A 23,973-nucleotide genomic window follows, 5' to 3' on the forward strand; every position below is an offset into this window, starting at 1 on the left:
AATCAAGACTGGCGTTCCATGACGGCAAAGAAAAAGCCATCCGTGCCGGTCGATGCGGGGGTCATCGTCAAGGTCAGCCCGTCTTCTGACCATGGTTTCGGGCCATCGACGCCAAATCGTTCTTCGAACACCTCACCCGCACTAAGGAGCGAAAAGCCCTCCGATCGCTCGAGGAAGCTGTAGATCTGGGCTTCATTCTCTTCAGCCAGCATCGAACAGGTCACATAGAACAGATAGCCGCCCGGTCTCACGAATTGCGATCCTTCGTCGAGAACCGTCACCTGCTCCTTGACCCGGCGTTCCAGAGCGGACTCAGTCAATCGCCATTTCGCATCGGGCTTGCGTCGCCATGTTCCGACGCCCGTGCAGGGCGCATCGATCAGCACGCGGTCCATCGACCCTTTCAGCGCGGGTAGCGTTTCGGCTGGCGGCGCGATTACCTCGATGATCGACGCCCCAGCCCGGTCTGCGCGTTGCCAGGTCGGCGCCAGACGGCGCTTGTCGATATCGTAAGCGTAAAGCTCGCCGCGATTATTCATGTCTGCGGCTAGTGCCAGGGACTTTCCGCCGCCGCCCGCGCAATAGTCCAGAACCTTGTCGCCAGACTGCGCCGCGCAAAGCAAACTAACCAGCTGACTGCCTTCATCCTGAATTTCAATTTTGCCGCGCTGGTAATCTGCCGTGGATTGTACGTCGGGATGTCGTCCGAAGCCGTCAACTGGCGGATGGCGGAGCCCGATCGGCGACAAGATGGTTGGTGTAGCTTCCGTCTGAATATCGCTGCGGATGGCCTTGATCGTATTGACGCGCATATCCAGGGATGGACGCTGGGCCAGAGCCTGTCCTTCCTGGATCGCCTCGTCCGTGAAATTGTTCTCGAATGCCGGCCAGACCCATTCCGGCACATCCGCCCGAACCCAGTCCGGCGCTGTCGCCAGATCGATACGGCCATTCAAATTGGCATGCTCGGCGTCGCTTAACGGTTTGGGGGCATGACGGTCATCGCCGAAGTCGAGCTGAGGGAGCGATACGCCGCAGCCCCAGACCGTTGCGGCAAAAGCAAGTGCACGCGGACTGTCGTCATCCATACGAAAAGCGAGACTGCTGCGCTGTCGCAGGGCGTCATAGACGATATTGCCAATCGCCGCCCGGTCCTTGGAACCGGCGAAACGATGCGCTTTCGCCCAGTCCCGCAAAGCCAGAGCAACGGGTGTCCGACGCTCAAGAATGTCCTGCAGGACTTCTTCCGCCGCAGCTATGCGCCCGCCCAGTCTCATCGAATCTGGCTCACGCGGACGGACCCATTAGCCGGGCATCGAGTAGTTGGGCGCTTCGCGGGCGATGTGAACGTCGTGAACATGGCTCTCGCGCAGGCCAGAACCTGTGATGCGAACAAATTCGGCATTGCGGTGCAGATCGCTGATCGTTTCGGACCCTGTGTAACCCATTGCAGCCCGCACACCGCCAAGCAGTTGATGCAGTATCGGCCCAACCGGACCCTTGTAAGCGACACGCCCTTCAATGCCTTCCGGCACGAGCTTCATGGAATCGCTGACTTCTTTCTGGAAATAGCGATCGGCTGATCCGCGGGCCATGGCAGCCACGGACCCCATGCCGCGATAGGCTTTGTACTGACGGCCTTGATACAGGAAAACTTCGCCGGGTGCTTCTTCTGTTCCAGCCAGCAGCGAACCGACCATGGCCGAAGACGCGCCTGCTGCAAGAGCCTTGGCCATGTCACCGGAATATTTGATGCCACCGTCGGCGATGACAGGCACATCGGCCTTATCAGCCGCTTTGCACGCATCCATGATAGCTGTCAGTTGTGGGACGCCCACACCCGCGACAATACGGGTGGTACAGATGGACCCCGGCCCGATCCCCACTTTCAACGCATCGGCCCCCGCATCGATGAGTGACTGGGCTGCCGCTTCTGTGGCGATATTTCCGGCAATGATCTGCGTGTCCGGATAGGCTGCCTTGATACGTGTGACCTGTGCACCGACTGCAGAGCTGTGGCCATGCGCCGTATCGATGACAAGCGCATCGACCCCAGCTTCGATCAAGGCAACGGCACGCTCATAGCCTGCATCGCCGACCGTCGAGGCCGCAGCCACACGCAGACTGCCGGACGCATCCTTACAGGCGTTCGGATAAGTCAGCGCCTTTTCCATATCCTTGACGGTGATCAGGCCGACACAGCGATAATCATCATCCACGACCAGCAGCTTCTCGATACGGTGCTTATGCAACAAGGCGCGCGCTTCCAGCTGCGTAACGCCTTCTTTCACCGTGACGAGATCAGTCGTCATCAGGTCCCGGACCTTTTGCGTCGGATCGTCGGCGAAGCGCACGTCGCGGTTCGTAATGATCCCAACCAGCTTGCCATCGGATTCGGTGACGGGAAGGCCCGAGAAATTATAGCGATCGCCCAGCGCGGCCAGATCGCCGCGTGTCGCCTCCGGGCTGATTGTAACCGGATTGACAACCATGCCGGATTCGTAACGCTTGACCCGGCGGACTTCTTCCGCCTGCTCGTCGACAGACAGGTTTCGATGTATCACGCCAATACCGCCGATCTGCGCCATGGCGATTGCGAGCGGTGCTTCCGTGACCGTATCCATCGCCGCGCTCAGAAGTGGGACATTCATCATGATGCCGCGCGTCAACCGCGTCGTCAGACGGGCTTGCGCTGGGACTATGTCGGACGCCTTGGGTTGCAAAAGGACGTCATCGAAGGTCAGGCCTTCTCGAATCTCCATCGGGAGTCTCCGTTCCATTTGCGAGCCGCCCCTATCAGGGTCGTCGCTCACCCGCAAACATTAAAGCGAGTCAGGACCGCCCTGTGGTCCGATAAAGCCCTTTGCGACAAGGTAGATTTCCGGTGATCCCTTGCGGGAACTGGCCGGTTTGGCATGGCGCACAAATTCGAACTGGTCTTTCAGGCGCTTGAGGAGCTGCTCTTCCGTGCCGCCCTGAAAGACTTTGGTCACGAAGTGCCCGCCGGGTTTCAAAACATCCATCGCGAATTCAGCTGCCGCTTCGACAAGCGCGACGGTCTTGAGATGATCAGTCTGCTTATGGCCGGTCGTATTGGCTGCCAGATCCGACATGACGAGGTCAGGGGCGCGGTCCAGATGCGCTTTCAAGCGGTCCGGCGCATCCTCCGCCATGAAGTCGAAATGCAGGATTTCGGCGTTGGGCACAGCTTCCACAGGCAGAATATCAATGCCGACGATACGTTTGGCCCCGCGCTTGAATGCCGCCTGCATCCATCCACCTGGCGCACAACCGAGATCGACGATCAGCGCATCGCGACCAACAAGCTTATACTTGTCGTCAAGTTCTTCCAGTTTGAAGGCCGCGCGTGACCGGTAGCCCAACTCTTTGGCTTTCTGCACATAAGGGTCATTAATCTGACGTTCGATCCAGAGCTTGGAACTGATCTTGCGACCGCGGGCCGTCTTGACCTTCTTAGTCAGCATCCGCGTTGCGTTGTCGGCATCGGGTTTGGTCTGACGACGACGTTTTTCGTCGCTAGGCTTTCCACCGCTCATACGTTTATTCGTCATGGCCGCTTATCCGTCATCGCGGCCCCTTGCCGGTTTTGGGCCGTCATTATCTCGGCCATGCCCGATCAGGCCGATCAGCATACCTTCGCGCAAACCACGATCGGCGACACGGATCATCTTTGAAGGCCACATCGCGCAAACGACATCGATAATCGCACAGCCCGCGACGAGCATACGCGCCCGGTCTGTCCCGATACACGGCTCCTTGGCCCGGTCCTCAGGAGACCGTGACGCCATGTCGCGCGCAACATTGACCGCGTCTCGCGATCGTAGCCAGAGGCCGTCCACCTTGTCGCGCTGATAAAATGGCAACTTCAGATGAATACCTGCCAGCGAGGTAATAGTCCCGCTCGTGCCGATCAGATGGCCGCGGCCATCTTCGAAGGCGCGCGTGAAGCGCGTGTCGCAGCCTTGCTCGCGAATGGCGGCCCTGACTGTCTCCTTCATCTCTTCATACCAGTTGTCGCGATCTTCGCGCTCCGGAACCGCGTCGGACAGGGTGACGACCCCAAAAGGCAACGACGCCCAGGCACTGATAGGCGGGCGATGAATACGCGTGCTGTCCTGATCCTTGAGCTTGCGAATGTCGACCCAGGAGAGCTCCGTCGATCCGCCGCCAATATCAATGACCAGAGCGACGTCCTTGGTCGGATCCACCAGTTTGACGCAGCCCATAACGGCTAGACGGGATTCGACGCGCGGCGAAATCACTTCAAGCGCGATTCCCGCCTCGTCCTTGACGCGTTGCAGAAACTCCAAGCCATTATCTGCCCGGCGGCACGCTTCCGTCGCCACACATCGCCAGCGCTTGACTTGTTTGGACTTCATCTTGCGAGCGCAGACTTTTAGCGCGTCGACAGCCGCATCCATACTATCCTGTGCAAGCTCGCCACTATGGGCCAGACCCTGACCCAAACGCACAACCTTCGAATAGCTGTCGATAATCCGAAACCCGTTCGGTGTTTCCCGCGCAATCAGAAGACGGCAGTTATTGGTGCCAAGATCGATCGCGGCAAATGTACTGGCGCGGCGATTCCCCGTCTGAGGACGCCGCGCACCATTCCTGGGTCTTGCCCGTCTCCGTGCCGTACGCGGCGCAGACTCATCCCGTGGAGTCGGCGCAGGCTCGGATCCGGACTGCATATCGTCCGGCATGGCCGTCTTTCTTTTCGCGGTCGCCCGAGTCGCTGCCCTGTCGGGCGCGCCTTTCGGTCGTCCTGCTGTTTCGTGTCCCGTCGTTGTTAGCGAGCGTTGCCGACAGGTGCAAGGCCGGGTTTAAGCATGAAGCACGCGGTAAAGCTCAATGAATATCAATATGATCGTCCAGAAACGACCAGTCAGGCTCTGGCTCCAAGGCCTCCATGGCCTCATGCTGGGACAGGAATATTCGCCCTGTCAGACGATCAAGGAAAGACGACCGGAACAGGCGCTCCCTCACCCGACTTTGCATGTCGGAAAAATGAAGCTTGATCCCCGAAGCACGGAGGCGATTATTGATCGTTTCGAGGGAGTTGAGTGCCGACGCATCGATCCGGTTCACAGCCGTACACATCAGGATCAGATCCGTAAGGTCCTCATGCTTTGAAACGATTCCAGCCACGCGGTCTTCCAGCGTCCGCGCATTGGCATAATAAAGACTCTCATCGATCCGGAGCGTTTTCACCCGATCACTGGTCTCGACCACGAAACGATCGGCGTCGCGATAATGCTCTGTACCCGGGAACCGTCCGACCAGGGGCATATGCGGATTGACTGTCGTCCGGATATGAAGCGCCATGGCTAGGACAACGCCGACCAGCACGCCATACTGCACGCCCAGCAGCAAAACGGCCAAGAAAGTCGCCACAGCCGTCAAACCATCCAGCCGCGAATAGACCCAGGTCCGCCAGATCGACCGGAAATCCAGCAGAGACAGACAGGCAATAATGATCAGGGCCGCCAGCACGGCCAGCGGGAGCGGTCTGAGCAGCGGGGTCAGGAACATGGCCGTCAGCGCCATCAGGGCCGCGACGATAATGCTTGAAAGCGGAGTTTCGCCGCCAGCCGAAGCATTGACCGCCGAGCGCGACATGGAGCCGTTTACCGCGTAACCCGACGACCACCCCGCAGCGATATTGGCAGCGCCCAGACCGAACAATTCCCGATTGGCGTTGATCGATTCGCGCTTGCGGGCGGCCAGTTCCTGCGCCGTCGACGTGCTATCGACAAAGGCGACGATCGCGATCACAGCCGCCGGCACGAGCAGGGACTGCATCAAGGACTGTTCGACCCAAGGCAATGCGAAAGGCGGAAGACCGCCGGGGACGTCACCGACAACGGCCAGACCGATCTGTTCCAGATCCCCTGCCCAGCTGGCGATGATGAAAACCGCAATGATGAAGATCGGCGCCATACGGGACAACATCTTGGCACGACGACTGGACACACCTGCCTTGACGAGCCTGTAGGCGATGCTGTTTCGAGCGAGGAAGAACAGCGACAGTGCGGCCCCTCCCACGACCATCGTAATCGCGCTAATCTGTCCGAATTGCTGCGACAGGCTCTGGATCATCGACAGAGCAGTCCGTCCACCGCCCTCGACACCCACAATGTGTCGCAACTGGCTCACAATAATCAGAAAAGCCGCGCCCGTGATATAGGCTGACACGACAGGCCGAGAGACGAAATTCATCAGAAAACCCGCCTTGAGGAGGCCAGCCCCGATCAGCATCATGCCGACGATAAAGGCAAGTGCAGCTGCACCGACGATCCTGGTCTCATCCGGTAGATCAGCAATCGTTGCTGCGGTCATTAATGAAATCACGGCGGTTGGGCCGACATTGAGCTGCCGCGAACTGCCGAGTAGAGCATAGGCGACGAGCGGCGTAATCGACGCATAAATGCCGACCTTGGGCGGGAGTCCGGCCAGCAAAGCATAGGCCAGTGACTGCGGAACCAGCAAAATGGTGACGACGATTGCAGCCACAACGTCGCTGGAGAACTGCCGCCCATTATAGCCTGACAACCAGCCAAACTGCCGAGTCAGCGCTGTTTGCACGACACCACTCATTAGGTGGCCACCCGGTGGGAGCGGAATGAGCTCCGGCTCAGCAGGTACGGTCTCTTGCGGCAAATTCCATCAATGGCTGACGGATCTGTTCAAGCGAATAGCCGGCGTCAGACAGCGCCTGCATGACGGAGTCGATGCCCATCCTGTCGACATGGGCGAACGCCCAGAGTGCGGCAGAGCGCATGCCCGACGCACAATAGGCCACGATGGGACGAGGGGTCGTGTCGTAGGCTGTCATTGATGCCTCGATCAGACCGGGTGTGAGCGCACCGGCCATGGGAATATGGAAATAATCGATCGACGCACTCAAGGCCGCTTGCTCCATTTCATCCGATGCAGGCTGGAGCGGCGCTTCGAAATCGGGGCGATTATTGATGATGCTCATCACGCCCTGCTCGGCCAGCGCTGCAAGCTGGGCCGGCATGAGTTGTCCCGTCACGAACACATCTCCGGGCAGTTCCTTCATCCGTTCAGCTTGGCTTTGGCAGCGTTGTAAACAGCGTCAGCCGTAATTCCGAAGTGTACGAATAGATGCGCGCCGGGTGCGGATGCGCCAAATCCGTCCATCCCGATGAATGTCCCTTCACGACCGATCAAGGCGTCCCATCCCTGTCTCACACCGGCCTCGACGGCGACTTTGGGCAAAGACTGGCCTAAGACAGAGGTGATATAGTTCGCGTCCTGTTCCATGAACACATCCATGCAGGGGATCGACACAACGCGTGCGGAGATGCCCTCCTCTTGCAGACGTTTCGCAGCTTCGACGCAGAGGTGAACTTCCGAGCCCGTCCCGATCAGGATGATGTCGTCCGCACCCTCCCCCGGACGCAATACATAGCCGCCCCGTTCACACCAGTTCTTCGATGCGTCGTCGCGCACAGCCGGAACACTCTGGCGAGTCAGAGCCATGATACTGGGTGCGTCGCTGCGTTGAACGGCCAGTTCCCAGCATTCTGCCGTCTCGACGGCATCGGCAGGTCGGTATGTGTAGACATTCGGCATGGACCGCAGCGATGCCAGATGTTCGACCGGTTGATGTGTGGGACCGTCTTCGCCGACGCCGATCGAATCATGGGTCGCCACATATATAACACGCTTCTGCATCAACCCGGCCAAGCGCACGGATGGTCGGCAATAATCCATGAACACCATGAACAGTCCCGAATAGGGCAGAATTCCTCCATGCAGCGCCATGCCGTTCATGGCAGCAGCCATGCCATGTTCGCGAATGCCGTAGTTAATGTAGCGGCCTCCATATTTGCCGGCTTGGATTTCGTTCGATGTGGCCGGGGTTTTGGTCTTGTTCGATCCTTCCAGATCGGCAGAGCCGGAAATCATATCCGTAAGAGCTTCGGTCAACGGACCCAATGCCTTCCCGGATGCGGCGCGGGTCGCCAGAGATGGTTGTTCCACCGCGATCCGGTCCTTGTAATCCTGGAAGCTGTCCAGCCAGCCTCCATTCAAATCGCCAGCCATGGCGCGCTCGAAATCGGCCTGATGATCAGAGGCTTGCAGGCGCGAACGCCACTCGCGATGGGCTTTGCGGCCACGCCGCCCCGGACGCTTCCACAGCTTGTAGACATGATCTGGAATGTGAAATGGAACATGTTCCCAGCCGATGGCGGCACGGGCCCCTGCGATTTCATCATCACCCAGCGGAGCCCCATGTGCTTTATTCAGGCCCGCCTTGGTCGGTGCCCCCTTACCGATCGTCGTCTTGCAGGCGATCAGCGTCGGTTTGTCAGATTTCCTGGCGCGGCGGAGTGCGCTGGCGACTTGCTGCGGATTGTGTCCGTCAATCTCGATGACTTTCCAGCCGCAGGCTTCGAACCGTTTCTTCTGATGAGTTGAATCCGAGAGCGAAACAGGGCCATCGATGGTGATATTATTGTCGTCCCAGAGAACGATCAGCCGATTCAATCCCAGATGACCGGCCAGACTGATCGCTTCTTGGCTAATCCCTTCCATCAGGCAGCCATCGCCAGCGATCACATAGGTGTGGTGATCGACCAGGCCATCACCGTAACGGGCATTCATATGGCGTTCGGCGAGAGCGAAACCGACGGCATTAGCAATACCCTGCCCCAGTGGACCTGTCGTCGTCTCGACGCCGGGCACATGACCATATTCCGGATGCCCGGCCGTAATCGAACCTAGTTGCCGGAAATTCTTGATCTCCTTCATCGTGACCGCCTTGTAGCCCGTCAGGTGAAGCAGGCTGTAAATCAGCATGGATCCATGGCCCGCCGAAAGGATGAACCGGTCGCGATCGGCCCAATCAGGATCGCTGGGGTCGAATTTCAGGAACTTTGAAAACAAGACTGTCGCCGCGTCCGCCATGCCCATCGGCATGCCCGGATGACCGGAATTGGCGCGCTGGACCGCATCCATAGAGAGGGCAGCAATGGCATTCGCCATGTCACGATGGTCGCGCTGGCTCTGAGTCATGTCGGTCATAACGGATCAATGCCACGATTTTAACGACAGGTTAACCCGCCATTACGTGCATATAGCCATGGAATGTGGACGAATATCCTCCCAGCATCAGACTGTTAGCCCAAGGAACGGGACAGCGACAAACAGGGCCTCACACCGCTGCAAATCGATAGGTAATCCGATATGGACAGGCCCGACTCGCGACCCTATAGACGCGACTTCGAAAAAAGGGCCCGAATAGCTCAGTTGGTAGAGCAACGGATTGAAAATCCGTGTGTCCCTGGTTCAAATCCAGGTTCGGGCACCATTTCCCTTCCCATTATCTTGGTTTAGTCACGACGCATGGCCAAGTTCGACCAGATCATTTCGCATCGGTTTCGTGGATTCGCAGAACGGGAAAGCTCGCTGGACGGTCTTAAGGCGGCACTCGATTTTGGCGTTCGTCAGATAGAGTTCGACATCCGGCTAACCGCGTGTGGAACACCGCTTGTCACGCATGATGAAGCGGCCCGCGACAAAAACGGACGCTGGCACAAGGTCTGCGACATATATGCGCGTGATCTGACATCTCTCGGCGGTGACTTCGCGCATATGCCGATGGCAGAATCGGTTTTTGCTGCCATCGCAGCTCATGATAACCGGGCGTGTCGCATTCTGGTCGATATGAAGGATGCGGGCTTTGAGGAAATGCTCTACGCGCTCTGTGCTGCATATGGCTTGCTAAATCGCGCCGTCTGGGTGTCCTGGTTACCCGAAGTCCTTTTCGCACTGCATGATATCGACCCGGGCGCTCATTCTTGCCTGTCGCACTGGTGTCAGTCACCCGGTGTAGCGACACGCTCTATTCACAAGGTCTTCAACGCTCATCTGGGCCATATTGAACGACCCGTTCGAAGACATGTTCACGGCGAACGGTCCGGCTGGTTCGTCAATGGGCCCTTACGCGGAGAACTGCGGCAGATCATCGACTGGGTCTGCGTTCCGGCCAATCAGATCAATGCCGCCCTGGTTGACGATTACCATCTGGACGGCACGCGGGTCAGCGCCTTTTCCTACGTCACAGCTGCAGCTATCGAACAGGCCGAGACCCGGTTCGGTCACGACGCCTTTTTCAGTGACTCGCGCGCCCCCTTCGAGAGCTACCGCTAATCGTTTGCGGCGTCAGGATGGGGGACCATAACAGGCACCTCTGACACAGTTTCCTCTGTTGGGATCGCATATTGGCCTGTCAGCCAGCGGTTTAGGTCGACGTCCGAGCAGCGTTTTGAGCAGAAGGGCTTATACGCGGTTACAGCCTCGCGCTTCCGACAGATTGGACACGTCTCGGTCATCGGTCGCCCCGCACATCGACTGCGTTGCCTTCATCGAGGGTAAACCTCGCACCGATGCGTTCAGTCAGTGGCGTTCGCCAGTCGAACGGGCAGTCGTCAAGCCAGTGTCGAATGTCTGGGGTCACGCTCAGCGTCAATCGGGCACCCGGCGCCGCTCTGGCTTCACGTGTCAGACGTCGCAGAGCCTGAATGGACTGCGTTTCTATCGTCGGGCGCCCAAAACGGTCATTCATCTTGGCATCGATCGAAGGCCCGTCCTGCCCTCGTGTCATCTCAACGACGCCAAAACGCGAAAAAGGAGCAACCCGAACACTAGCCGGGTCAGCCTCGCCGGCCTCTTCCAGAAGGCGGATCAGAGTACTGCGATGTTTTGACTGGCGCATGTTGGGAAAATCAACCGCCACGAGACCGCCCAGACCCCGCAGACGCAGCTGCGACATTATCAGGCTGGCCGCATTGGTGCTGCAATCCATAACTGTTTTAGCGCCGCCCTTGTCCACATCGACCGCAATCAGTGCCTGTGTGCGTTCCAATGTAACCGTTCCACCGCCCGGGACTGCAAGCTGTCGTTCGGTCGCCATATCCATGACGCCGACCGTCGAATCTTCGAATCCGATATCCGGGAAGCGGGATTCAAGGCGTTGCTGCAGAGACAGGACGGTCACAGCTCCGGGCTTATCGCGCGAAGGATCGCCCACATAACGCAGAGTCGGACCTTTCTCGGACATGGCTTCCTTGGTGATGATGACGTCGATCAGCGCGCCTTCGGTCAGACGCGGCAGATCTTTCTGAGCCTTGAATGTCAGCAACCCCGATGGTCCCTTCCCCAATTCGAGCCACAGCCCGCCCACGGACGGATCGATTGATGTCACCTGTCCTGTCCAGCGCTCGCCGATCCGGGGCGTATTGAAGTCAGACCAACGGTCAAGATGGAGCTCGACCAGTTTGCGACCCTCATAGACTGCTGCACGGGTTTCCCCGATGCAGTCCTCGATCACGGCGCGCCGTTTCATGCATTCACTCCAGCCGCAACGAGCAGGGTGCGTGTTTCATAGACCGGCAGACCGACAACCCCGGTGTAAGAGCCCGATAGATGATGAATATAGGCACCGAAACGACCCTGAATCCCGTAACCGCCGGCCTTGCCGTGCCATTCGCGACTGTCGAGATAGGTCGCCAATTCCTGCTCAGACAGACGTTTGACCTTCACGCGTGTTTCGCTGAGACGGTAGCGCGATAATCCGTCACGATCGATCACGCAAATACCCGTAAAAACGCGATGCGCGCGGCCGCTCATGAGACGCAGACAGGTTTCGGCCTCGTCGGTTTCATGGGTTTTGGGAAGAATGCGGCGCCCAACACCGACCACAGTATCGGCCGCCAGAACAACGCATGCCGCGTTTTGTTTCGCAACATGATGGGCCTTTTCCTGCGCCAGACGCAATGCATGCGGTCCCGGCAACTCGCCTCCAACTGGATTTTCATTGATGTCGGCCGGAATAACAGCGTCAGGGGTCAGTCCGATCTGGGCCAGGAGATCCAGGCGACGCGGACTGGCACTGGCCAGTATGAAGCCGTCACCGGACATATAAGGCCGTGCTATTTGAAGCGATAGGTGATCCGACCCTTGGACAGATCATAGGGAGTCATCTCAACGGTCACACGGTCGCCTGCCAGCACACGAATTCAATTCTTGCGCATCCGGCCCGCCGTGTGGGCAATGATTTCATGATCATTGACCAGCTTCACGCGGAAGGTGGCGTTTGGCAGAAGTTCGACAACTTCGCCTTCAAATTCGAGGAGTTCTTCTTTGGCCAAAACCAGTCCTTAATCCGTCGCTGCCCGGTGCAGCCCGTTCTTCGCGCGCTATATAGGGCGTTTCACGCTAACCGAAAGGGTAAATACATCAGGATAGCCGTGATAGCCTGTTGGTAATGACAGATCGAATGGCGCGGTAATTGTCCATAATGGCGCGCACGTCATAACTGGCTGAAGATGGGTTGGGCACGGTCCAGAGCTCGACAGGCGCATCCGGTCCCAGTACGGCTTCGGCGGCATCCTTCGTGTCATGTGAGAATGCGACAACACGGTCGAAGGTCTGATCTGCAAAGTCTTGCAGGGATTTCGGCTGATGTGCGCTCATATCGATCCCGACCTCGCGCATCACCGCCAGCATCAGCTCATCGACATCACCGGGCTCCAATCCGCAAGATTGCGCCATAAACCCTTGTTTTTGAGCGATTCCTTCTGCCATAGGCGAGCGGACCATGTTCAGCTGACAAACAAAAAGGACGGTCTCGCTCATCGATTCTGCCTGTGGAGAGAACAGATCAGCGTGAAAAGTCGCCGCGACGTGTCGAAGCTGAGGTCGGCCTGATTGCGCAGCGAGTCGCTCAACAGCCGCGACCCTTCATTGTGCAGTCCGCGGCGACCCATATCGATCGCTTCGATCTGGGCAGATGTGGCCGTGCGAATAGCATTGTGATAACTCTCGCAGATCATGAAATAATCCTTGATGATCCGCCGAAAGGGAACGACCGACAGGCCGATCTGCGCTCGTGGGACGCCCAGCGTTGTGCTGACATCGAATTGCAGACGACGGCCTTCTTCAAGTGAAAGACGAACCATGTAGGGCCCGGACACCGAATCAAGTGGTTTGAACTGGTTGCCCTCGATCAGGTCGAAAATGGCAACACGACGCTCATGCTGCATTTCGACGGATGTAATAGGCAGGCTTTCATCATCGATATGCAGCTCGGCGATGAAATGCTCGCCAGCCTCATAATCAGGCTCGTCACTCATGACACGGCATGATCCGGGCGATGACGGGTACGGCGGCCATCACCGACATCGGCGAGGAGAACATCCAGCGCTTCGACATCGAGTTGCAATGCGCCGCCACCGGCAAATGTCACCGTCAATGTCCCGGAAGGCGCGTCGCCGACGTCAAAGGCAAGGCTCAGCAATACCAGAAAAGCATCGGGGTGGCTTCGGTCTATAGCCTGACTGCGCATTGCGGTGACGCCATCGATCCGCAGACCTGCCTCGATGCGCTCGGCTTTAGCGGCTTCATGCCGAAAGCGGGACAGACGCAGGGTCAGAAACCGCTGTGCTGCGTTCCATTCAATATCGCCAACCCGCAGGATCGCGTCCTGCAGGGCGCTTGCAACGATCCGAAGATCATCTGCGTCACTGGCAATCAGTTTCAAGCTCATCGCTTTTTCAGCCCTTGCACAATCCTAGTCGTCGCGGACGCGTTTAATGCGCGCCCCGCATTGTCCAAGCTTTAATTCGATATTCTCGAAGCCACGATCAAGATGGTAGACCCGGGAAATATGTGTTTCACCCCGCGCCGCCAGTCCAGCATTGATGAGGCTGGCCGAGGCCCTGAGATCGGTCGCCATGACAGGGGCGCCGACATAGTCCGCGACGCCCTGAACGATCGCCTCACGCCCGCGCACTGTAATGTCCGCCCCCATCCGGGTCAGCTCCGGACAGTGCATGAACCTGTTTTCGAAGATGTTTTCACGAATAATCGACACGCCGTCTGCCAGTCCGATCAGAGCCATGAACTGCGCCTGCAGATCCGTTGGGAAGCCAGGATAGGCTTGCGTGTCGACATTGACGGGTTTGGGCCGGCCCGTGCCGCGCTCGATCAGGACGGATTGATCATCGAGACTGACACGTGCGCCCGCCTGCGCGATGAGCGGCCAGAGCGACCCCAGATGATCATGCCGGACATGGGTCAGTCGCACGGCACCGCCTGCCGTTGCCGCGGCCAGGGCGTAAGTACCGGCTTCAATCCGGTCGGGAACGACAGAATGAGTTACTCCTGAAAGGCTCTTAACGCCCTCAATGCGGATCTCCGACCGCCCGGCCCCGCTGATTTTCGCTCCCATGCCATTCAGACATTCCGCCAGATCGACAATTTCGGGTTCCCGGGCCGCGTTCATCAGCACCGTCTCTCCATCAGCCAAAACAGCCGACAGTAGCGCATGTTCAGTCGCGCCGACGGTGACGAAGGGAAAGGCGATCTCGGCCCCCTTCAATCCGCTGCGAGCCGAGGCCACAACATAACCCTGTTCCAGCTCTATCTTTGCGCCCATCGCTTCCAGCGACTTCAGATGCAGATCCACAGGCCGTGCGCCGATCGCGCAACCACCGGGCAGACTGACGCGCGCTTCCCCTTCTCTTGCGAGCAACGGACCCAGCACATTAAAACTGGCACGCATTTTCCGGACGAGATCGTAGGGAGCTTCGGTCCCGCTTAGCTTTGGCGCATGCAGTTTCAGCGTCGCGTTGCCCTCTTCCTCGACAGACACGCCCAGATGGGCCAGCAGTTCACCCATTGAGCGTGTATCGCGTAGTCGCGGCATGTTGGTCAGCGTCACGGGCTGATCCGTCAGGAGGCTGACAGCCATCAACTTGATTGCGGAGTTTTTCGCGCCGCTGATCCGGATGTCGCCACGCAGCGGAAATCCGCCTTCGATCACTATCTTGTCCATAGGACGGGCGCATGACGCGACCGTTAGACGTTATCAAGGCTCAGGCGCGTCTTTTTTGCGGTCATCGATTTGACGCGTCTTGCGCGCGGCCGCTTTGCGTCGGCGAAGGTTGGCCCGCAACTGTTCCGCCAGCCTGTCTTCGCGGGATTTCACATCGGATTTTTTTTCACCTGTCACGCAGCGTTTCTAACCGCGTGAAGGGGCTTTTCAACACTGCATGCGCAAGTTATAGCGCGCGGCCTTCGGAAGGCCCGGTTTGATTTGCCGGTCCCCACGACCTGAAGGCCGCGGTAGCTCAGTGGTAGAGCGCATCATTGGTAATGATGAGGTCGAGAGTTCAATTCTCTCCCGCGGCACCAGCAAAAGCCCCACTATTACTGGACTTTTCGGCGGTTTCGCCTCGGTTTCGCGCTGTCACCACGTTCGTCGAACGTGTCCCAAAACGTCGATATCGGTGCAAACTGGTAGAACAAAGTTGGGCAATTCTTGGGCAACGCCGGAACGCACTGCCCACCACACCAGATTCGTAGTCTGGTGTTTACGCCTGATACGTCAATGGCTTGGCGGTAAACCAAAACGCCGATCCGGCCAATACGGTCAATGGCTTGCCGAAAAAGTGGAAACCGTTTCCGGCCACTCCCGTCCGGCTGGGGTGGCCCGACTGCCCGCCTTTGAAAGCAAGGCTCCGTTCATACCGTGGAATGGCTGGATGGGGCTGTTTTCGGGGCGATGTGTGAATATGGGGGTGGGGCTGTGAGTGTGCAGCGCCCACCTATCTGCTTGAACGAGCGGCAGCGTGAAGTCCTTCGAGGCCTGCTTTACTTCACCGAGGGCGGCGACTGGGCGCGTCCTATGGACGTAGGCGGATGGGACGCAAGCTATCACGGAAGGACGCTTCGGCAGCTCGCCAGTAAGGGGCTTGCCGAGGTGCGCACCTTCGGCGGCATCCGTCGGACCAATCACTATCGGATTACCGGCGCTGGACGCGCTGCTTTGCAGGACCCCGCCTGATGCCTGCCAGCATGACCCCGACCCCATCCCGTGCGGAGGCGTGTCGCTGCGACGGCGACGGCTACCGCTATGAAGGGCTTTACCAACTGGACGCGGATTGTCCGGTCCACCCCAACCATCAATGCCCGATCAGCAGCACGAAAAGGGGGCGGATGATGGATAAGAGAATGCTCACACTGGCGGCAATGTTCGTAGCGGCTTGCGGCACGCAGCAACAACAGCTGCATTCCGACCAGCCGATCGCCGCCGAGCCAGTCACGCAAAGTCGGTTCGTTCACATCCTGCAGCATGACGATGACGGGACGCTCCTGCCCTACAGCGCAAGTTACGATGAAGTCGAAGCTGATCTTCGCGCCCGGACGACAGAGTTTCTGGCGCGCTGCCCCAACCATCAATGCCCGATAAATCCCGATCCCCGCCCTGACGGCGGACGGACAGACCAGAATGGAGAATGAAGATGGCTGATAGTCGGTTCACCGATGAGTTTCCTATGCCCGCGCGAATGAGCGGAGCGATGCTCATCTTGTCGAGCAATCTCCGCGATTGTCCCGTGGGGCAATCTTTCTTCTGGTCGCGCCGTGACGGCAAGGAAGCGCGTGTAGGCATGGTCACGTCCCGCATCCGAGACATGCGCCTATCCGGAGATCTGAATGACACGACAATCTTCACCTGCAAGCGCGCTGCCAAGAGCGACGTGATCGGCGTCCGCGTGTGGAAAGTGTCTGACTAACCCCACCCCGCGCGTCTTCCCCGGCGCGCACACAACAGCCCGACGCGGGCGGAAGGAGAATAGAGATGAAGCGAGAAAGAGCGCCGCTGCCTAATGAAATTAGAGGCGGCTGGCATGCGGTCGAGGACATGCCGGAGCCTTGGCAAGATGCCCGGGCATTGGAGGTCTACGTCCATAGTTGGCCAAGCCGTATTGTCTCTTGCCAGTATGGTTGCGCAATTGATGAAGGTGGCGATGAAATTTGTGGTTTCCACACTATTGGGAAGCCGGGAGACTGGATACGCATGGAGGACGAGCCTGCCGTTCTCGTCCGGGAGCCTGTAAAGCAATGACCGCCCCGACCGTCCCTCCCATGGACGAGCTGGAGGCGTTGCTGGCAGAGGCGGCGCCGGGGCCGTGGTTCATAAGAGACGGCTCTTCTTGGCGGCGCATTCGCTCTGACTGGCGGAGTGGGCAAGATGTAGAGGTTATTACGCCGACCATACAGAATGACGGCCACCCTGACCTGTCATGCGCGCGAGGCCACGATCGAATGGCAAACTTGGGTCTGGCTGCCGCTGCCCCCGCCCTACTCGACTACTGCGAACACCTAGAAGCCCGCCTTGCCGATGCGGAGGCGCGGGCAGAAATGTTTCAAGCCGCGCTGGACGAGTTGGTCGGCTCCCCGGACCATGAGTTTTCCGGCGTAGGGGCTGACGGGCTGTCTCACCTTCGGGACATGTATCGTGAGAAATGGGATATGCTCGGGCCGTCGTGCCGGACCTCGCTACGCAATCACATCGACATGGCGGTAAGGACCGCAGCAGCTCAAGCCCGCCGCGCCCTCAAGGATGGGGAGGGGTAGGAGATGCCGATTTCTGCCAGAAACATGAGGCGCTATCCCGGCGGATCAACGAACTCCAAAGAGTGGAAGGCAATCAGGGCGGAAATCCTAGAGCGCGCCGATAACGCGTGTGAGGGCTCTCCCGCTTTCCCTGATTGCCGCGTAAAGAACTACGCCGCGCATCCCGAAACAGGCTCCAAGGTCGTACTCACTATCGCACACTTAGACCATGACCCTAGCAACTCGGACGACACGAACCTTCGCGCCTGGTGCCAACGCTGCCACAACGTCTATGACCTCCCGCACCGGAAGATGAACGCAGCGCGCACCCGACGCGATAAGATGGACCAGATCGACCTAATTGATTATGGCTCCTACTTAGCATGACCCGCACCCTAATCCCCATCGCCTTCGCCCTGTCCGCCTGCGCCGCGCCTCTGCCGGTCGCGGGGCAGGACGCGCCTGCCTGAGATCAGTTTGAAGCTGAGCAACCAGTTCAGCATAAAACTCGCTCTGAGACTCGTCGAAATCAGTTTCGGGCGGCTCGTTGGATACACCGCCGATGTCTTCAGGACGGAATCCGCTCATGCCGTGGCTTTAGAACTCCGAAGCAAATCTGTGTAATGTTCTATAATATCAACGTCGCTAATGTCTGTGTTGCGACCTTTTTGATACGCACGGTACCATGGTGTGTCCGGCAAGTGGGTCAGTTCGGAAAGTTTGAAGGCACTCAACCTACCGTATCTGCGAAACACCTGCTCTACGACGGCATTTTCATCAACGCTCAATCTTGCGCGATAAGGCTCGCCAGTCGGCTTATCCTTTTCAAAAAGCCACTGACTTCCACGATCGCGCTCGCTGATAAGACGCGGAATGTTTTGCGAGCCCCATCGCGAGATATGATCGCGAAGATACGTCTCGACCGGGCCTAGGTCCCACGCCTTATAGGTCTCATCGACAAGCCGCTCTCCGTTGATTGCAAGATTGAAGCCGTTGGCAATGAACGCCAGCTTCTGCAACTGCATTTGCGAGAAAGGGCGTCGTTTGAGGAACTCATTGGCTATCGCTACTGATTGTGCCATCGTTTGCTCACATCCACTACGCGCAGGACATGAGTCCTGCCCCAACTCGTGTCAACTCCAATAGCTAGCCAATCGCTGCGCCCGGAAGTTGGCTAGCTAGGTATATAGGCCCCGATCAAATGCCTGTTCCATAAGAAACTTGCGCACGGCGATTCTGCGCATCCGTCAGGTGAGGATAGCACACGTGAGGCACACCTGGGGTGAGGATGGTGAGGCTCTAATTTTCCTTCAACCCCTTCGCGGCCAAATCCAGCAACCGCCGTAGCAGGCGGCGGGATATGAGGACGTTCCCTTCGCCCGTCTTTTCTGATGTCATGTCTTCTGCGCGCTGGCGGCTTTCCGCGTCATTGGTCAGCAAGTCCGGCTTGGCCTTACCGCGCAGCTGGTCGGCAATGGCTTGTAGCTCGAGAAGGGTCAGTTCGGGTGGAGTTTCGGACATTACCCCATTCACATACGGCGCGGAGCGTGCTATGGGAATAGGGCTTGGCGGGCCTCTCGTAGGGTCTCAAGGGTTGTAGGCCGGGAATGAACTCCGGCAGTCGCTAGATGGGTAAGGTAGGTGTCTAGCCCCGCCAAGCATCACAGCCCCAGTCGCCGCCAGAACGGAACCCGGACCTTCACCGTCTCTTTTGACGCCGCCTCTATGATCCGCGCCTGATCCGCTGCGGACTTCGCGCACTGTGCATCCAGTACTGCTTGATCTCTCGCGCGCTGGTCATCAGCCGCGACAACCTGCTTCAACTGCCCCCGGTCGCGTCCATGATCAGCTGAGACGATGACAAGTGCGTCCTCGACCCCGCCTGTTTCCTCAGTCGATGGCGTCGGTGTGATCGGCTGGATCTGTTTCAGTTTCGGGTCCAACTCCAACCTCGGACAGTCCCGGTCCACGACGACCGCCTTCACGGGCTGCGAGAGCTGCGTCGAGGCGCAGGCGGGTAGGAACAGGAACAGGAATGCGACGCCAATCGCGTTCCTCTTGCGTGAATGTCCGGGCCGACATCCCGGCGATCTGATCCGCATGTTGCGCATATATCGTCTCCAATGTTGTCGTGAATTGCTGCTGTGCGCGCTGATAACCCGCGGCCTCGCCTGCGATTAGGGCTGCGTCTCGTGCAGCCTGCCGCTCAGCCTCTGTGATGATCTCAACCATCCTGCCGTCCAGTTTCGCCGTTCCGGCCCGTATGGCGTCGGCATAAGCCTCTTTCCCGTCTGTGAAGGCCTTTTGATAGGTGAGCTGGTAGCTGATGATCGGACCCGCGACTGCGACTGCGCCCGTGATGAGCGCCGTTGACCATCCCGTCTTCGTCGCCAAGAACGTCACGAGCGGGTTTTTCGTTTGGTCGGTCATCGCCCCATCTCCCAGCGCGTGACGACAAAGGCGAAGACCAGGACGGCAAGAATGGCGATTGCGGCGAAGGCGGTTTTCATGGCTCCACCTCGCCTGTCTTAAGCCAGCGCAAGACATCGAAGGACGGACAGGCGGTAGGCGCAACGTTGCGATGACCCATGACTGTTACACCGGGATAGGTCGTGATCATTTCATCCACGACACGGCGAAGTGTCTTGAACTGTGCGCCCGTGAAGTTGGCCTCTGAACCGCCATCGTCTGATAGACCGCCGACCATGACCACGCCGATCGATCCGGTGTTATGGCCACGCGCATGAGCGCCCGCCGTGTCCACGTCGCGGCCAATTTCGGTGGACCCATCACGGCGGATGACGAGATGGTAGCCGATACCCGACCAGCCGCGCTCGCGATGCCAGCGGTCGATCTCTTTGCGCCCAATGTCCATCTTCGCTTTTGTGGCGGATGAGTGGATGAATACGCGGTCGATGTGCCTGTTGGCGGGTTCCAGGAATCGCATAAGCTGTCTCCGTATCGGTGGCTTGCGGAAGGCGGCGCAGGCGTTTCGGATGGCCTGTCGGTAGGGGATGCCGGTCATAGCGTTGCGGTCCCTCGCTTTGCCGCGCATGGCCCACACGGGCGCATTCAAATCTCCACACACACCCGGCCCGCGATCCACCATTGCGGATCGGGCAGGATGCGATTGTCAGGGGGCGGGGCGTAACGCAGGCACACAGGCACGGTGACAGCCACGCCGTCATGCTCAAGCGGTAGCGCCATCAGCTCGACGCAATCCAGCCGCTCAGGCGGCGTGCAGGACACGTCAGTGGCTGTGGTTGCGCAGGCCGTGAGAGTGAGGGCCAGCGCGTAGCGGATCACAGGAGCCCCGGGCCAAACATGACGGCCATTGCCAGCACCCAGCCGATGCCAAGGGTCTTGGCAAAGAACAGGGTGGCTTGGTGGCCTTTCTGCCCCGGCGCGGCGATCTTGAAGGCGCGGAAGAAACAGTAGGCCCCTGCCAGCGCTCCGGCGTTACGGAATATGACATTCACCCATACGCCCGCGTCCTGCATCCCTTTTGCAAAGGGCAGCCGAAAATACTCCGCCATCCACCACGCTTGCCAATAGGCGTTGCCCGCCAGCCATGCCGAAAAGCCGACGACGACACCCAATGTCAGCCATCCGGTGAAGTTACGGGTAGAGGGATGGCCGAAAAACTGGCGCGCCCGAGGCCAGTAGCTGCGCACCGTTATTAGCAGGGCCAGAACGGACGCAATGCCCAGCCAGAGCGCCAGGAATATCCCGAAGCGGAAAATCATGACTTGGCCTTTCGGTCGGCGGCCTTCAGGAACTCGACCATGGCGATCTCTTGCGCCGCGTCACGACCGAGAAGGTCGAGCGCTCGCATGGCGGCGCGCTGACGACGGTCGTCTTTGGGTTCCACACGCTCCTTGTCGACCTTCCGGCGAAATAGCTTAAGCATCGGTGATGCCCGCTTTGGATAGGAGTTTGTCGATCAACTCGTTGCGCTTTGACCGCTCGGCCGACAACTCAGTCGCAGCGGCGGTCTTCGTTGCTCTATGGTCCTGCTTTTCCTGCCAGTAGAGCCACGCGAACAGCAGCGTTAGCGGTGACGCCCCGGCTAGGATCGTAGCGAGATCGAGTGTCACCCGATCGGCCCCGCATAGGTCCGCAGCGCCAAACCGCGCGCCTTCCGCGCCGCCTCGGTTTTTTCTCGGGGTATCAGATAGTCATCCTCAGCATCGAAATGGCGCTCCTTTTCATCCGGTGTCGCGTCATGCACGGAGCGCACGAACATGCCGCCTGATGCACAACGCAGAAGCGCGGCCTCGCCGTCAGGACCGGAATGGACGACATGTTCTGTCGCGCCGCCGCAGCTGCATCCCTGAAAGTCTGTTTTATCCGTCATGATGTTGCCGCCGCCGTGCTTTCACGCAGGACAGTCCCTCCAGTTTCTTCGATTTTGAAAGTCGCGTCGCCGCTCACTGTCACGCCCTCGCCGATGATGATCTTCGAGTTATCCGCCCGGAACGCCTGCCCCGCCGCGCTGCCAGCCGTGACCACCCGCCCTGTCCCGTCCAGCCGCACGGTGGAGTTGATGGCGTAGATCGCGGACACAGAGCTGCTGACACTCGCCATTTCGATATCGGTGTCCAGGATGCTCAGATAGACCCGGTAGCCGTTCGATCCCTGACAGAAGACGCCGTGGATGCCCGTGCTGTCGATCTGGTCGAAGGCAAGCTGTCCGATCTGCGCATGAATGTCGCCGTTGATCGCCAGAATCGACAGGCCGCGCCCACCTGCACCGATCAACGCGTCGATGTTCACGTAGAGCGCGGAGTTGGCGTTGGTGTCGGTGTTGGTGATGACCCATTGCGGCTGGCCGAAATTGCTCTGACTGCCTTCGACCGTGCCGAGCGACAGGACCGTCTTGCGACCGGGATCGGCCCCGCCTTTGTGATCCACGAACAAGACCGAACCGGGGCAGCCCGTGACGCGGATGTCCCCGCCGTTGACGTTCGCGGCTTCGTAGGTCACGCCCACATCGCCGCCATTCCCGAGTTTCATGGACCCCGTGACGTTGCCATGCGTCCCGCTGGCCCCGGCATGCGTGTCCTTCACGCTGTCCCGGCAGCTGTTGCCCGTGACGTTACCCAGCGAATAGTTGAACGTCTCCCAGCCCGCAGACGACCGTCCCGCCGAATAGGGATGGCGGCAATTGTCTCCGGTGACGTCGCCCGCACGTGGCGAGTGGCAGCCCGAATGCACCAGGCCGTAGCCCAACCCCTCCATGTCGGAATCAACGAAGTGACCAGACCCCAACTCAGGCTCGTATTCGTGAATGCTCCAAAGCCCTGTATATTCGCAGCCAACGCTTTCAGCACGCTCGATATAAGGCCGGAAGTGACCGCCGGATTCCATACCAATCTGTGCGTAGCCCTCCCCCGCGCCGATCACGCGCGTCGTGCCAAGCAGCTGATAGGCTTCATCATCGCCCATGCTCTCGAACACGACGAAATTGCTGACACCATCGACCGTGTATTTCCCACGGATGAAGCCGCGCACGGTGATCAGTCCGGTGTCCGCATTCACGGCTTCGATGATGACCTGTTCGGCCTGAACCGTATTGTTTGCGTCCTTGAGATTGGCCGGGCCAGATCCGCGCACCACGCCCCTCTGGCCGGGCGAGAACAGCGCCGCGACAGCCGGGAGAAGCGTAAAGCCCGTCGCCGCAGGGCCGCTGAAACTGGCCTGAACCGTATGTTGCGTGATGGGCCGTGCGGCATGGGCGCGGATGCCCGTCGCGCCAACCTTGTCCGTCGTGTTGCCAAGGCCGCTAATATCCAGATGGAGGTCACGCGCCTTGGCCCCGGCAGGCAGGTTCAAGCCGAACAGGAAGCTGCCCGACCGGCCCGTGCCTTGAAAGCTCGGCAACTCGCCATAAGCGGTTGTGATGGGGTAGGGTTTGCCGAGGAAATTGACCTCACGGCCCGTCAGTGCGGACCAGTCCAGAGCGGCTTGCAGAGCGGCCCGATTATCCGCCAAGTCCATGCTGGCCCCGAACATCTCCACGGTGGGCGCGCCGTCGATCGCGCGAAGCCAAAGCCGACCGGACGCGTCCACCACCACCACCGTGCCGTTGTCCTCGCCCGGCGCATGGCCGGTCGTGCCGTCCGTGGTCCACTGGACTCCGCCGATGGACCGCGTGTCCGCGCCAGAGCCAGTGAGGTTGCGCAGGCCTGCGAGGTTTGCTGTCTTGGCGACCGCGCCGTCCACCAGCGACAGACCAGGCGTGTACTGTGTGCCATTCCAAATGCGCGAGGTCATGCCACCGCCCGCGCCTTCGTCTGCGCGGATGACGACCACTGCGTTAACGGACAGGTTAGCCGTGAAACTGGAAGCCTGCGCATCGGCCAGCGTAGCCGCATAAGCTGTCGTAGAAGTGGCGGCGGCAATCAACGCTTCATCGCGGGCCGATTGGGCCTCGGACCTCGCGGTCTGCGCGGACTTCAGCGCAGCCGCACCACCTGTCTTGGTAGCGATTAGGATGGGAGTGGACACGGGCGA

The 23,973-nt window shown here is 59.2% G+C and carries 29 protein-coding genes, 2 tRNA genes and 1 pseudogene; 6 read left to right on the forward strand and 26 right to left on the reverse strand.

The window, feature by feature from the left end:
• Positions 1–2 precede the first annotated feature (2 nt).
• From AB6B39_RS09515 to tkt, 7 genes are all read right to left on the reverse strand, one after another.
• The gene (locus AB6B39_RS09515; RefSeq protein ID WP_284368827.1) at positions 3–1,277 is read right to left on the reverse strand and encodes an RsmB/NOP family class I SAM-dependent RNA methyltransferase; all 1,275 of its coding nucleotides are present in this window, start codon (positions 1,275–1,277) and stop codon (positions 3–5) included.
• A 27-nt stretch (positions 1,278–1,304) separates the two neighbouring features.
• Positions 1,305–2,762: an IMP dehydrogenase gene (gene guaB, locus AB6B39_RS09520; RefSeq protein WP_284368826.1), complete on the reverse strand. Its 1,458-nt coding sequence runs from the start codon at positions 2,760–2,762 to the stop codon at positions 1,305–1,307.
• 60 nt (positions 2,763–2,822) lie between these two features.
• The gene (locus AB6B39_RS09525) at positions 2,823–3,572 is read right to left on the reverse strand and encodes an RlmE family RNA methyltransferase (RefSeq protein WP_284368825.1); all 750 of its coding nucleotides are present in this window, start codon (positions 3,570–3,572) and stop codon (positions 2,823–2,825) included.
• Between the two features lie 6 nt (positions 3,573–3,578).
• Entirely contained in the window at positions 3,579–4,727 is a 1,149-nt protein-coding gene (locus AB6B39_RS09530) for a Ppx/GppA phosphatase family protein (RefSeq protein WP_284368824.1), read from the reverse strand.
• Between the two features lie 145 nt (positions 4,728–4,872).
• On the reverse strand, positions 4,873–6,609 hold the full coding sequence (locus AB6B39_RS09535; RefSeq protein ID WP_284368823.1) for a SulP family inorganic anion transporter: 1,737 nt from the start codon (positions 6,607–6,609) through the stop codon (positions 4,873–4,875).
• Positions 6,610–6,658: 49 nt separating this feature from the next.
• Positions 6,659–7,087, reverse strand: coding sequence for a TIGR01244 family sulfur transferase (locus AB6B39_RS09540; protein WP_284368822.1), 429 nt, complete (start codon positions 7,085–7,087; stop codon positions 6,659–6,661).
• The gene (tkt, locus tag AB6B39_RS09545) at positions 7,084–9,078 is read right to left on the reverse strand and encodes a transketolase (RefSeq protein ID WP_284368821.1); all 1,995 of its coding nucleotides are present in this window, start codon (positions 9,076–9,078) and stop codon (positions 7,084–7,086) included. Before tkt ends, AB6B39_RS09540 begins: the two co-directional genes overlap by 4 nt.
• Positions 9,079–9,288: 210 nt before the next feature.
• Here tkt and AB6B39_RS09550 point away from each other — a divergent pair.
• Both AB6B39_RS09550 and AB6B39_RS09555 read left to right on the forward strand, forming a co-directional pair.
• A tRNA-Phe gene (locus AB6B39_RS09550) sits at positions 9,289–9,364 on the forward strand.
• Positions 9,365–9,399: 35 nt separating this feature from the next.
• Entirely contained in the window at positions 9,400–10,206 is an 807-nt protein-coding gene (locus tag AB6B39_RS09555; RefSeq protein WP_284368820.1) for a glycerophosphodiester phosphodiesterase, read from the forward strand.
• Here AB6B39_RS09555 and AB6B39_RS09560 read toward each other — a convergent pair.
• The 9 genes and pseudogenes from AB6B39_RS09560 to AB6B39_RS09600 form a co-directional block, all read right to left on the reverse strand.
• Complete coding sequence (locus AB6B39_RS09560; RefSeq protein WP_284368819.1) at positions 10,203–10,388, reverse strand: DNA gyrase inhibitor YacG; 186 nt, start codon at positions 10,386–10,388, stop codon at positions 10,203–10,205. The genes AB6B39_RS09555 and AB6B39_RS09560 overlap by 4 nt on opposite strands.
• Positions 10,385–11,401: a ribonuclease E/G gene (locus AB6B39_RS09565; protein ID WP_284368818.1), complete on the reverse strand. Its 1,017-nt coding sequence runs from the start codon at positions 11,399–11,401 to the stop codon at positions 10,385–10,387. Before AB6B39_RS09565 ends, AB6B39_RS09560 begins: the two co-directional genes overlap by 4 nt.
• On the reverse strand, positions 11,398–11,976 hold the full coding sequence (locus AB6B39_RS09570) for a Maf family protein (protein ID WP_284368817.1): 579 nt from the start codon (positions 11,974–11,976) through the stop codon (positions 11,398–11,400). Before AB6B39_RS09570 ends, AB6B39_RS09565 begins: the two co-directional genes overlap by 4 nt.
• Positions 11,977–11,987: 11 nt before the next feature.
• Positions 11,988–12,206: pseudogene (gene infA / locus AB6B39_RS09575) on the reverse strand (translation initiation factor IF-1).
• An 88-nt stretch (positions 12,207–12,294) separates the two neighbouring features.
• A complete protein-coding gene (locus tag AB6B39_RS09580; protein WP_284368815.1) occupies positions 12,295–12,693 on the reverse strand; it encodes a hypothetical protein in 399 nt (132 codons plus the stop codon).
• Entirely contained in the window at positions 12,690–13,190 is a 501-nt protein-coding gene (locus AB6B39_RS09585) for a UPF0262 family protein (protein ID WP_284368814.1), read from the reverse strand. The genes AB6B39_RS09580 and AB6B39_RS09585 overlap by 4 nt, the downstream gene beginning before the upstream one ends.
• Entirely contained in the window at positions 13,187–13,603 is a 417-nt protein-coding gene (locus AB6B39_RS09590; protein WP_284368813.1) for a DUF2948 family protein, read from the reverse strand. Before AB6B39_RS09590 ends, AB6B39_RS09585 begins: the two co-directional genes overlap by 4 nt.
• A gap of 24 nt (positions 13,604–13,627) precedes the next feature.
• Positions 13,628–14,893 (reverse strand): UDP-N-acetylglucosamine 1-carboxyvinyltransferase, encoded by a 1,266-nt coding sequence (gene murA, locus AB6B39_RS09595; protein ID WP_284368812.1) that lies wholly within the window; start codon positions 14,891–14,893, stop codon positions 13,628–13,630.
• Positions 14,894–14,926: 33 nt separating this feature from the next.
• Positions 14,927–15,070: a hypothetical protein gene (locus AB6B39_RS09600; protein WP_284368811.1), complete on the reverse strand. Its 144-nt coding sequence runs from the start codon at positions 15,068–15,070 to the stop codon at positions 14,927–14,929.
• A gap of 107 nt (positions 15,071–15,177) precedes the next feature.
• On the opposite strand from AB6B39_RS09600, the gene AB6B39_RS09605 reads away from it, so the two are divergent.
• From AB6B39_RS09605 to AB6B39_RS09620, 4 genes are all read left to right on the forward strand, one after another.
• Positions 15,178–15,252 (forward strand) — tRNA-Thr (locus AB6B39_RS09605).
• Between the two features lie 651 nt (positions 15,253–15,903).
• A complete protein-coding gene (locus AB6B39_RS09610; protein WP_284368810.1) occupies positions 15,904–16,359 on the forward strand; it encodes a hypothetical protein in 456 nt (151 codons plus the stop codon).
• Between the two features lie 2 nt (positions 16,360–16,361).
• Positions 16,362–16,634 (forward strand): hypothetical protein, encoded by a 273-nt coding sequence (locus AB6B39_RS09615; protein ID WP_284368809.1) that lies wholly within the window; start codon positions 16,362–16,364, stop codon positions 16,632–16,634.
• A gap of 532 nt (positions 16,635–17,166) precedes the next feature.
• A complete protein-coding gene (locus tag AB6B39_RS09620; protein ID WP_284368808.1) occupies positions 17,167–17,478 on the forward strand; it encodes a hypothetical protein in 312 nt (103 codons plus the stop codon).
• Between the two features lie 563 nt (positions 17,479–18,041).
• Here the strand turns inward: AB6B39_RS09620 and AB6B39_RS09625 are convergent.
• The 10 genes from AB6B39_RS09625 to AB6B39_RS09670 all read right to left on the reverse strand — a co-directional run bounded on the left by AB6B39_RS09625 (position 18,042) and on the right by AB6B39_RS09670 (position 23,967).
• A complete protein-coding gene (locus AB6B39_RS09625) occupies positions 18,042–18,539 on the reverse strand; it encodes a Panacea domain-containing protein (RefSeq protein WP_371398539.1) in 498 nt (165 codons plus the stop codon).
• A gap of 217 nt (positions 18,540–18,756) precedes the next feature.
• Positions 18,757–18,978: a hypothetical protein gene (locus tag AB6B39_RS09630; protein ID WP_284370955.1), complete on the reverse strand. Its 222-nt coding sequence runs from the start codon at positions 18,976–18,978 to the stop codon at positions 18,757–18,759.
• Between the two features lie 369 nt (positions 18,979–19,347).
• Positions 19,348–19,887: a hypothetical protein gene (locus AB6B39_RS09635; RefSeq protein ID WP_284370953.1), complete on the reverse strand. Its 540-nt coding sequence runs from the start codon at positions 19,885–19,887 to the stop codon at positions 19,348–19,350.
• 76 nt (positions 19,888–19,963) lie between these two features.
• Positions 19,964–20,404 carry an N-acetylmuramoyl-L-alanine amidase gene (locus tag AB6B39_RS09640; RefSeq protein ID WP_284370951.1) on the reverse strand — a complete coding sequence of 147 codons (441 nt, stop codon included), beginning with the start codon at positions 20,402–20,404 and terminating at the stop codon, positions 19,964–19,966.
• A gap of 125 nt (positions 20,405–20,529) precedes the next feature.
• Positions 20,530–20,763 carry a hypothetical protein gene (locus AB6B39_RS09645; protein WP_284370949.1) on the reverse strand — a complete coding sequence of 78 codons (234 nt, stop codon included), beginning with the start codon at positions 20,761–20,763 and terminating at the stop codon, positions 20,530–20,532.
• Complete coding sequence (locus AB6B39_RS09650) at positions 20,760–21,203, reverse strand: hypothetical protein (protein WP_284370947.1); 444 nt, start codon at positions 21,201–21,203, stop codon at positions 20,760–20,762. The genes AB6B39_RS09645 and AB6B39_RS09650 overlap by 4 nt, the downstream gene beginning before the upstream one ends.
• Positions 21,200–21,367 (reverse strand): hypothetical protein, encoded by a 168-nt coding sequence (locus AB6B39_RS09655; RefSeq protein ID WP_284370945.1) that lies wholly within the window; start codon positions 21,365–21,367, stop codon positions 21,200–21,202. Before AB6B39_RS09655 ends, AB6B39_RS09650 begins: the two co-directional genes overlap by 4 nt.
• Positions 21,360–21,554, reverse strand: coding sequence for a hypothetical protein (locus AB6B39_RS09660; RefSeq protein WP_284370943.1), 195 nt, complete (start codon positions 21,552–21,554; stop codon positions 21,360–21,362). The genes AB6B39_RS09655 and AB6B39_RS09660 overlap by 8 nt, the downstream gene beginning before the upstream one ends.
• A complete protein-coding gene (locus tag AB6B39_RS09665; RefSeq protein ID WP_284370942.1) occupies positions 21,551–21,814 on the reverse strand; it encodes a hypothetical protein in 264 nt (87 codons plus the stop codon). Before AB6B39_RS09665 ends, AB6B39_RS09660 begins: the two co-directional genes overlap by 4 nt.
• Positions 21,811–23,967 carry a hypothetical protein gene (locus AB6B39_RS09670; protein WP_284370940.1) on the reverse strand — a complete coding sequence of 719 codons (2,157 nt, stop codon included), beginning with the start codon at positions 23,965–23,967 and terminating at the stop codon, positions 21,811–21,813. The genes AB6B39_RS09665 and AB6B39_RS09670 overlap by 4 nt, the downstream gene beginning before the upstream one ends.
• Positions 23,968–23,973: the final 6 nt, after the last annotated feature.

This window comes from Algimonas porphyrae (genome assembly GCF_041429795.1).
Classification (GTDB): Bacteria; Pseudomonadota; Alphaproteobacteria; order Caulobacterales; family Maricaulaceae; genus Litorimonas; species Litorimonas porphyrae.

Bases quoted from the DNA above. Each gene is read 5' to 3' on its own strand.
- AB6B39_RS09515 (WP_284368827.1), bottom strand. From the start codon at position 1,277: ATGAGACTGGGCGGGCGCATAGCTGCGGCGGAAGAAGTCCTGCAGGAC.
- guaB (WP_284368826.1), bottom strand. From the start codon at position 2,762: ATGGAGATTCGAGAAGGCCTGACCTTCGATGACGTCCTTTTGCAACCC.
- AB6B39_RS09525 (WP_284368825.1), bottom strand. From the start codon at position 3,572: ATGACGAATAAACGTATGAGCGGTGGAAAGCCTAGCGACGAAAAACGT.
- AB6B39_RS09530 (WP_284368824.1), bottom strand. From the start codon at position 4,727: ATGCCGGACGATATGCAGTCCGGATCCGAGCCTGCGCCGACTCCACGG.
- AB6B39_RS09540 (WP_284368822.1), bottom strand. From the start codon at position 7,087: ATGAAGGAACTGCCCGGAGATGTGTTCGTGACGGGACAACTCATGCCG.
- tkt (WP_284368821.1), bottom strand. From the start codon at position 9,078: ATGACCGACATGACTCAGAGCCAGCGCGACCATCGTGACATGGCGAAT.
- AB6B39_RS09555 (WP_284368820.1), top strand. From the start codon at position 9,400: ATGGCCAAGTTCGACCAGATCATTTCGCATCGGTTTCGTGGATTCGCA.
- AB6B39_RS09560 (WP_284368819.1), bottom strand. From the start codon at position 10,388: ATGACCGAGACGTGTCCAATCTGTCGGAAGCGCGAGGCTGTAACCGCG.
- AB6B39_RS09565 (WP_284368818.1), bottom strand. From the start codon at position 11,401: ATGAAACGGCGCGCCGTGATCGAGGACTGCATCGGGGAAACCCGTGCA.
- AB6B39_RS09570 (WP_284368817.1), bottom strand. From the start codon at position 11,976: ATGTCCGGTGACGGCTTCATACTGGCCAGTGCCAGTCCGCGTCGCCTG.
- AB6B39_RS09580 (WP_284368815.1), bottom strand. From the start codon at position 12,693: ATGAGCGAGACCGTCCTTTTTGTTTGTCAGCTGAACATGGTCCGCTCG.
- AB6B39_RS09585 (WP_284368814.1), bottom strand. From the start codon at position 13,190: ATGAGTGACGAGCCTGATTATGAGGCTGGCGAGCATTTCATCGCCGAG.
- AB6B39_RS09590 (WP_284368813.1), bottom strand. From the start codon at position 13,603: ATGAGCTTGAAACTGATTGCCAGTGACGCAGATGATCTTCGGATCGTT.
- murA (WP_284368812.1), bottom strand. From the start codon at position 14,893: ATGGACAAGATAGTGATCGAAGGCGGATTTCCGCTGCGTGGCGACATC.
- AB6B39_RS09610 (WP_284368810.1), top strand. From the start codon at position 15,904: ATGCCTGCCAGCATGACCCCGACCCCATCCCGTGCGGAGGCGTGTCGC.
- AB6B39_RS09615 (WP_284368809.1), top strand. From the start codon at position 16,362: ATGGCTGATAGTCGGTTCACCGATGAGTTTCCTATGCCCGCGCGAATG.
- AB6B39_RS09620 (WP_284368808.1), top strand. From the start codon at position 17,167: ATGGCAAACTTGGGTCTGGCTGCCGCTGCCCCCGCCCTACTCGACTAC.
- AB6B39_RS09625 (WP_371398539.1), bottom strand. From the start codon at position 18,539: ATGGCACAATCAGTAGCGATAGCCAATGAGTTCCTCAAACGACGCCCT.
- AB6B39_RS09630 (WP_284370955.1), bottom strand. From the start codon at position 18,978: ATGTCCGAAACTCCACCCGAACTGACCCTTCTCGAGCTACAAGCCATT.
- AB6B39_RS09635 (WP_284370953.1), bottom strand. From the start codon at position 19,887: ATGACCGACCAAACGAAAAACCCGCTCGTGACGTTCTTGGCGACGAAG.
- AB6B39_RS09640 (WP_284370951.1), bottom strand. From the start codon at position 20,404: ATGCGATTCCTGGAACCCGCCAACAGGCACATCGACCGCGTATTCATC.
- AB6B39_RS09650 (WP_284370947.1), bottom strand. From the start codon at position 21,203: ATGATTTTCCGCTTCGGGATATTCCTGGCGCTCTGGCTGGGCATTGCG.
- AB6B39_RS09655 (WP_284370945.1), bottom strand. From the start codon at position 21,367: ATGCTTAAGCTATTTCGCCGGAAGGTCGACAAGGAGCGTGTGGAACCC.
- AB6B39_RS09665 (WP_284370942.1), bottom strand. From the start codon at position 21,814: ATGACGGATAAAACAGACTTTCAGGGATGCAGCTGCGGCGGCGCGACA.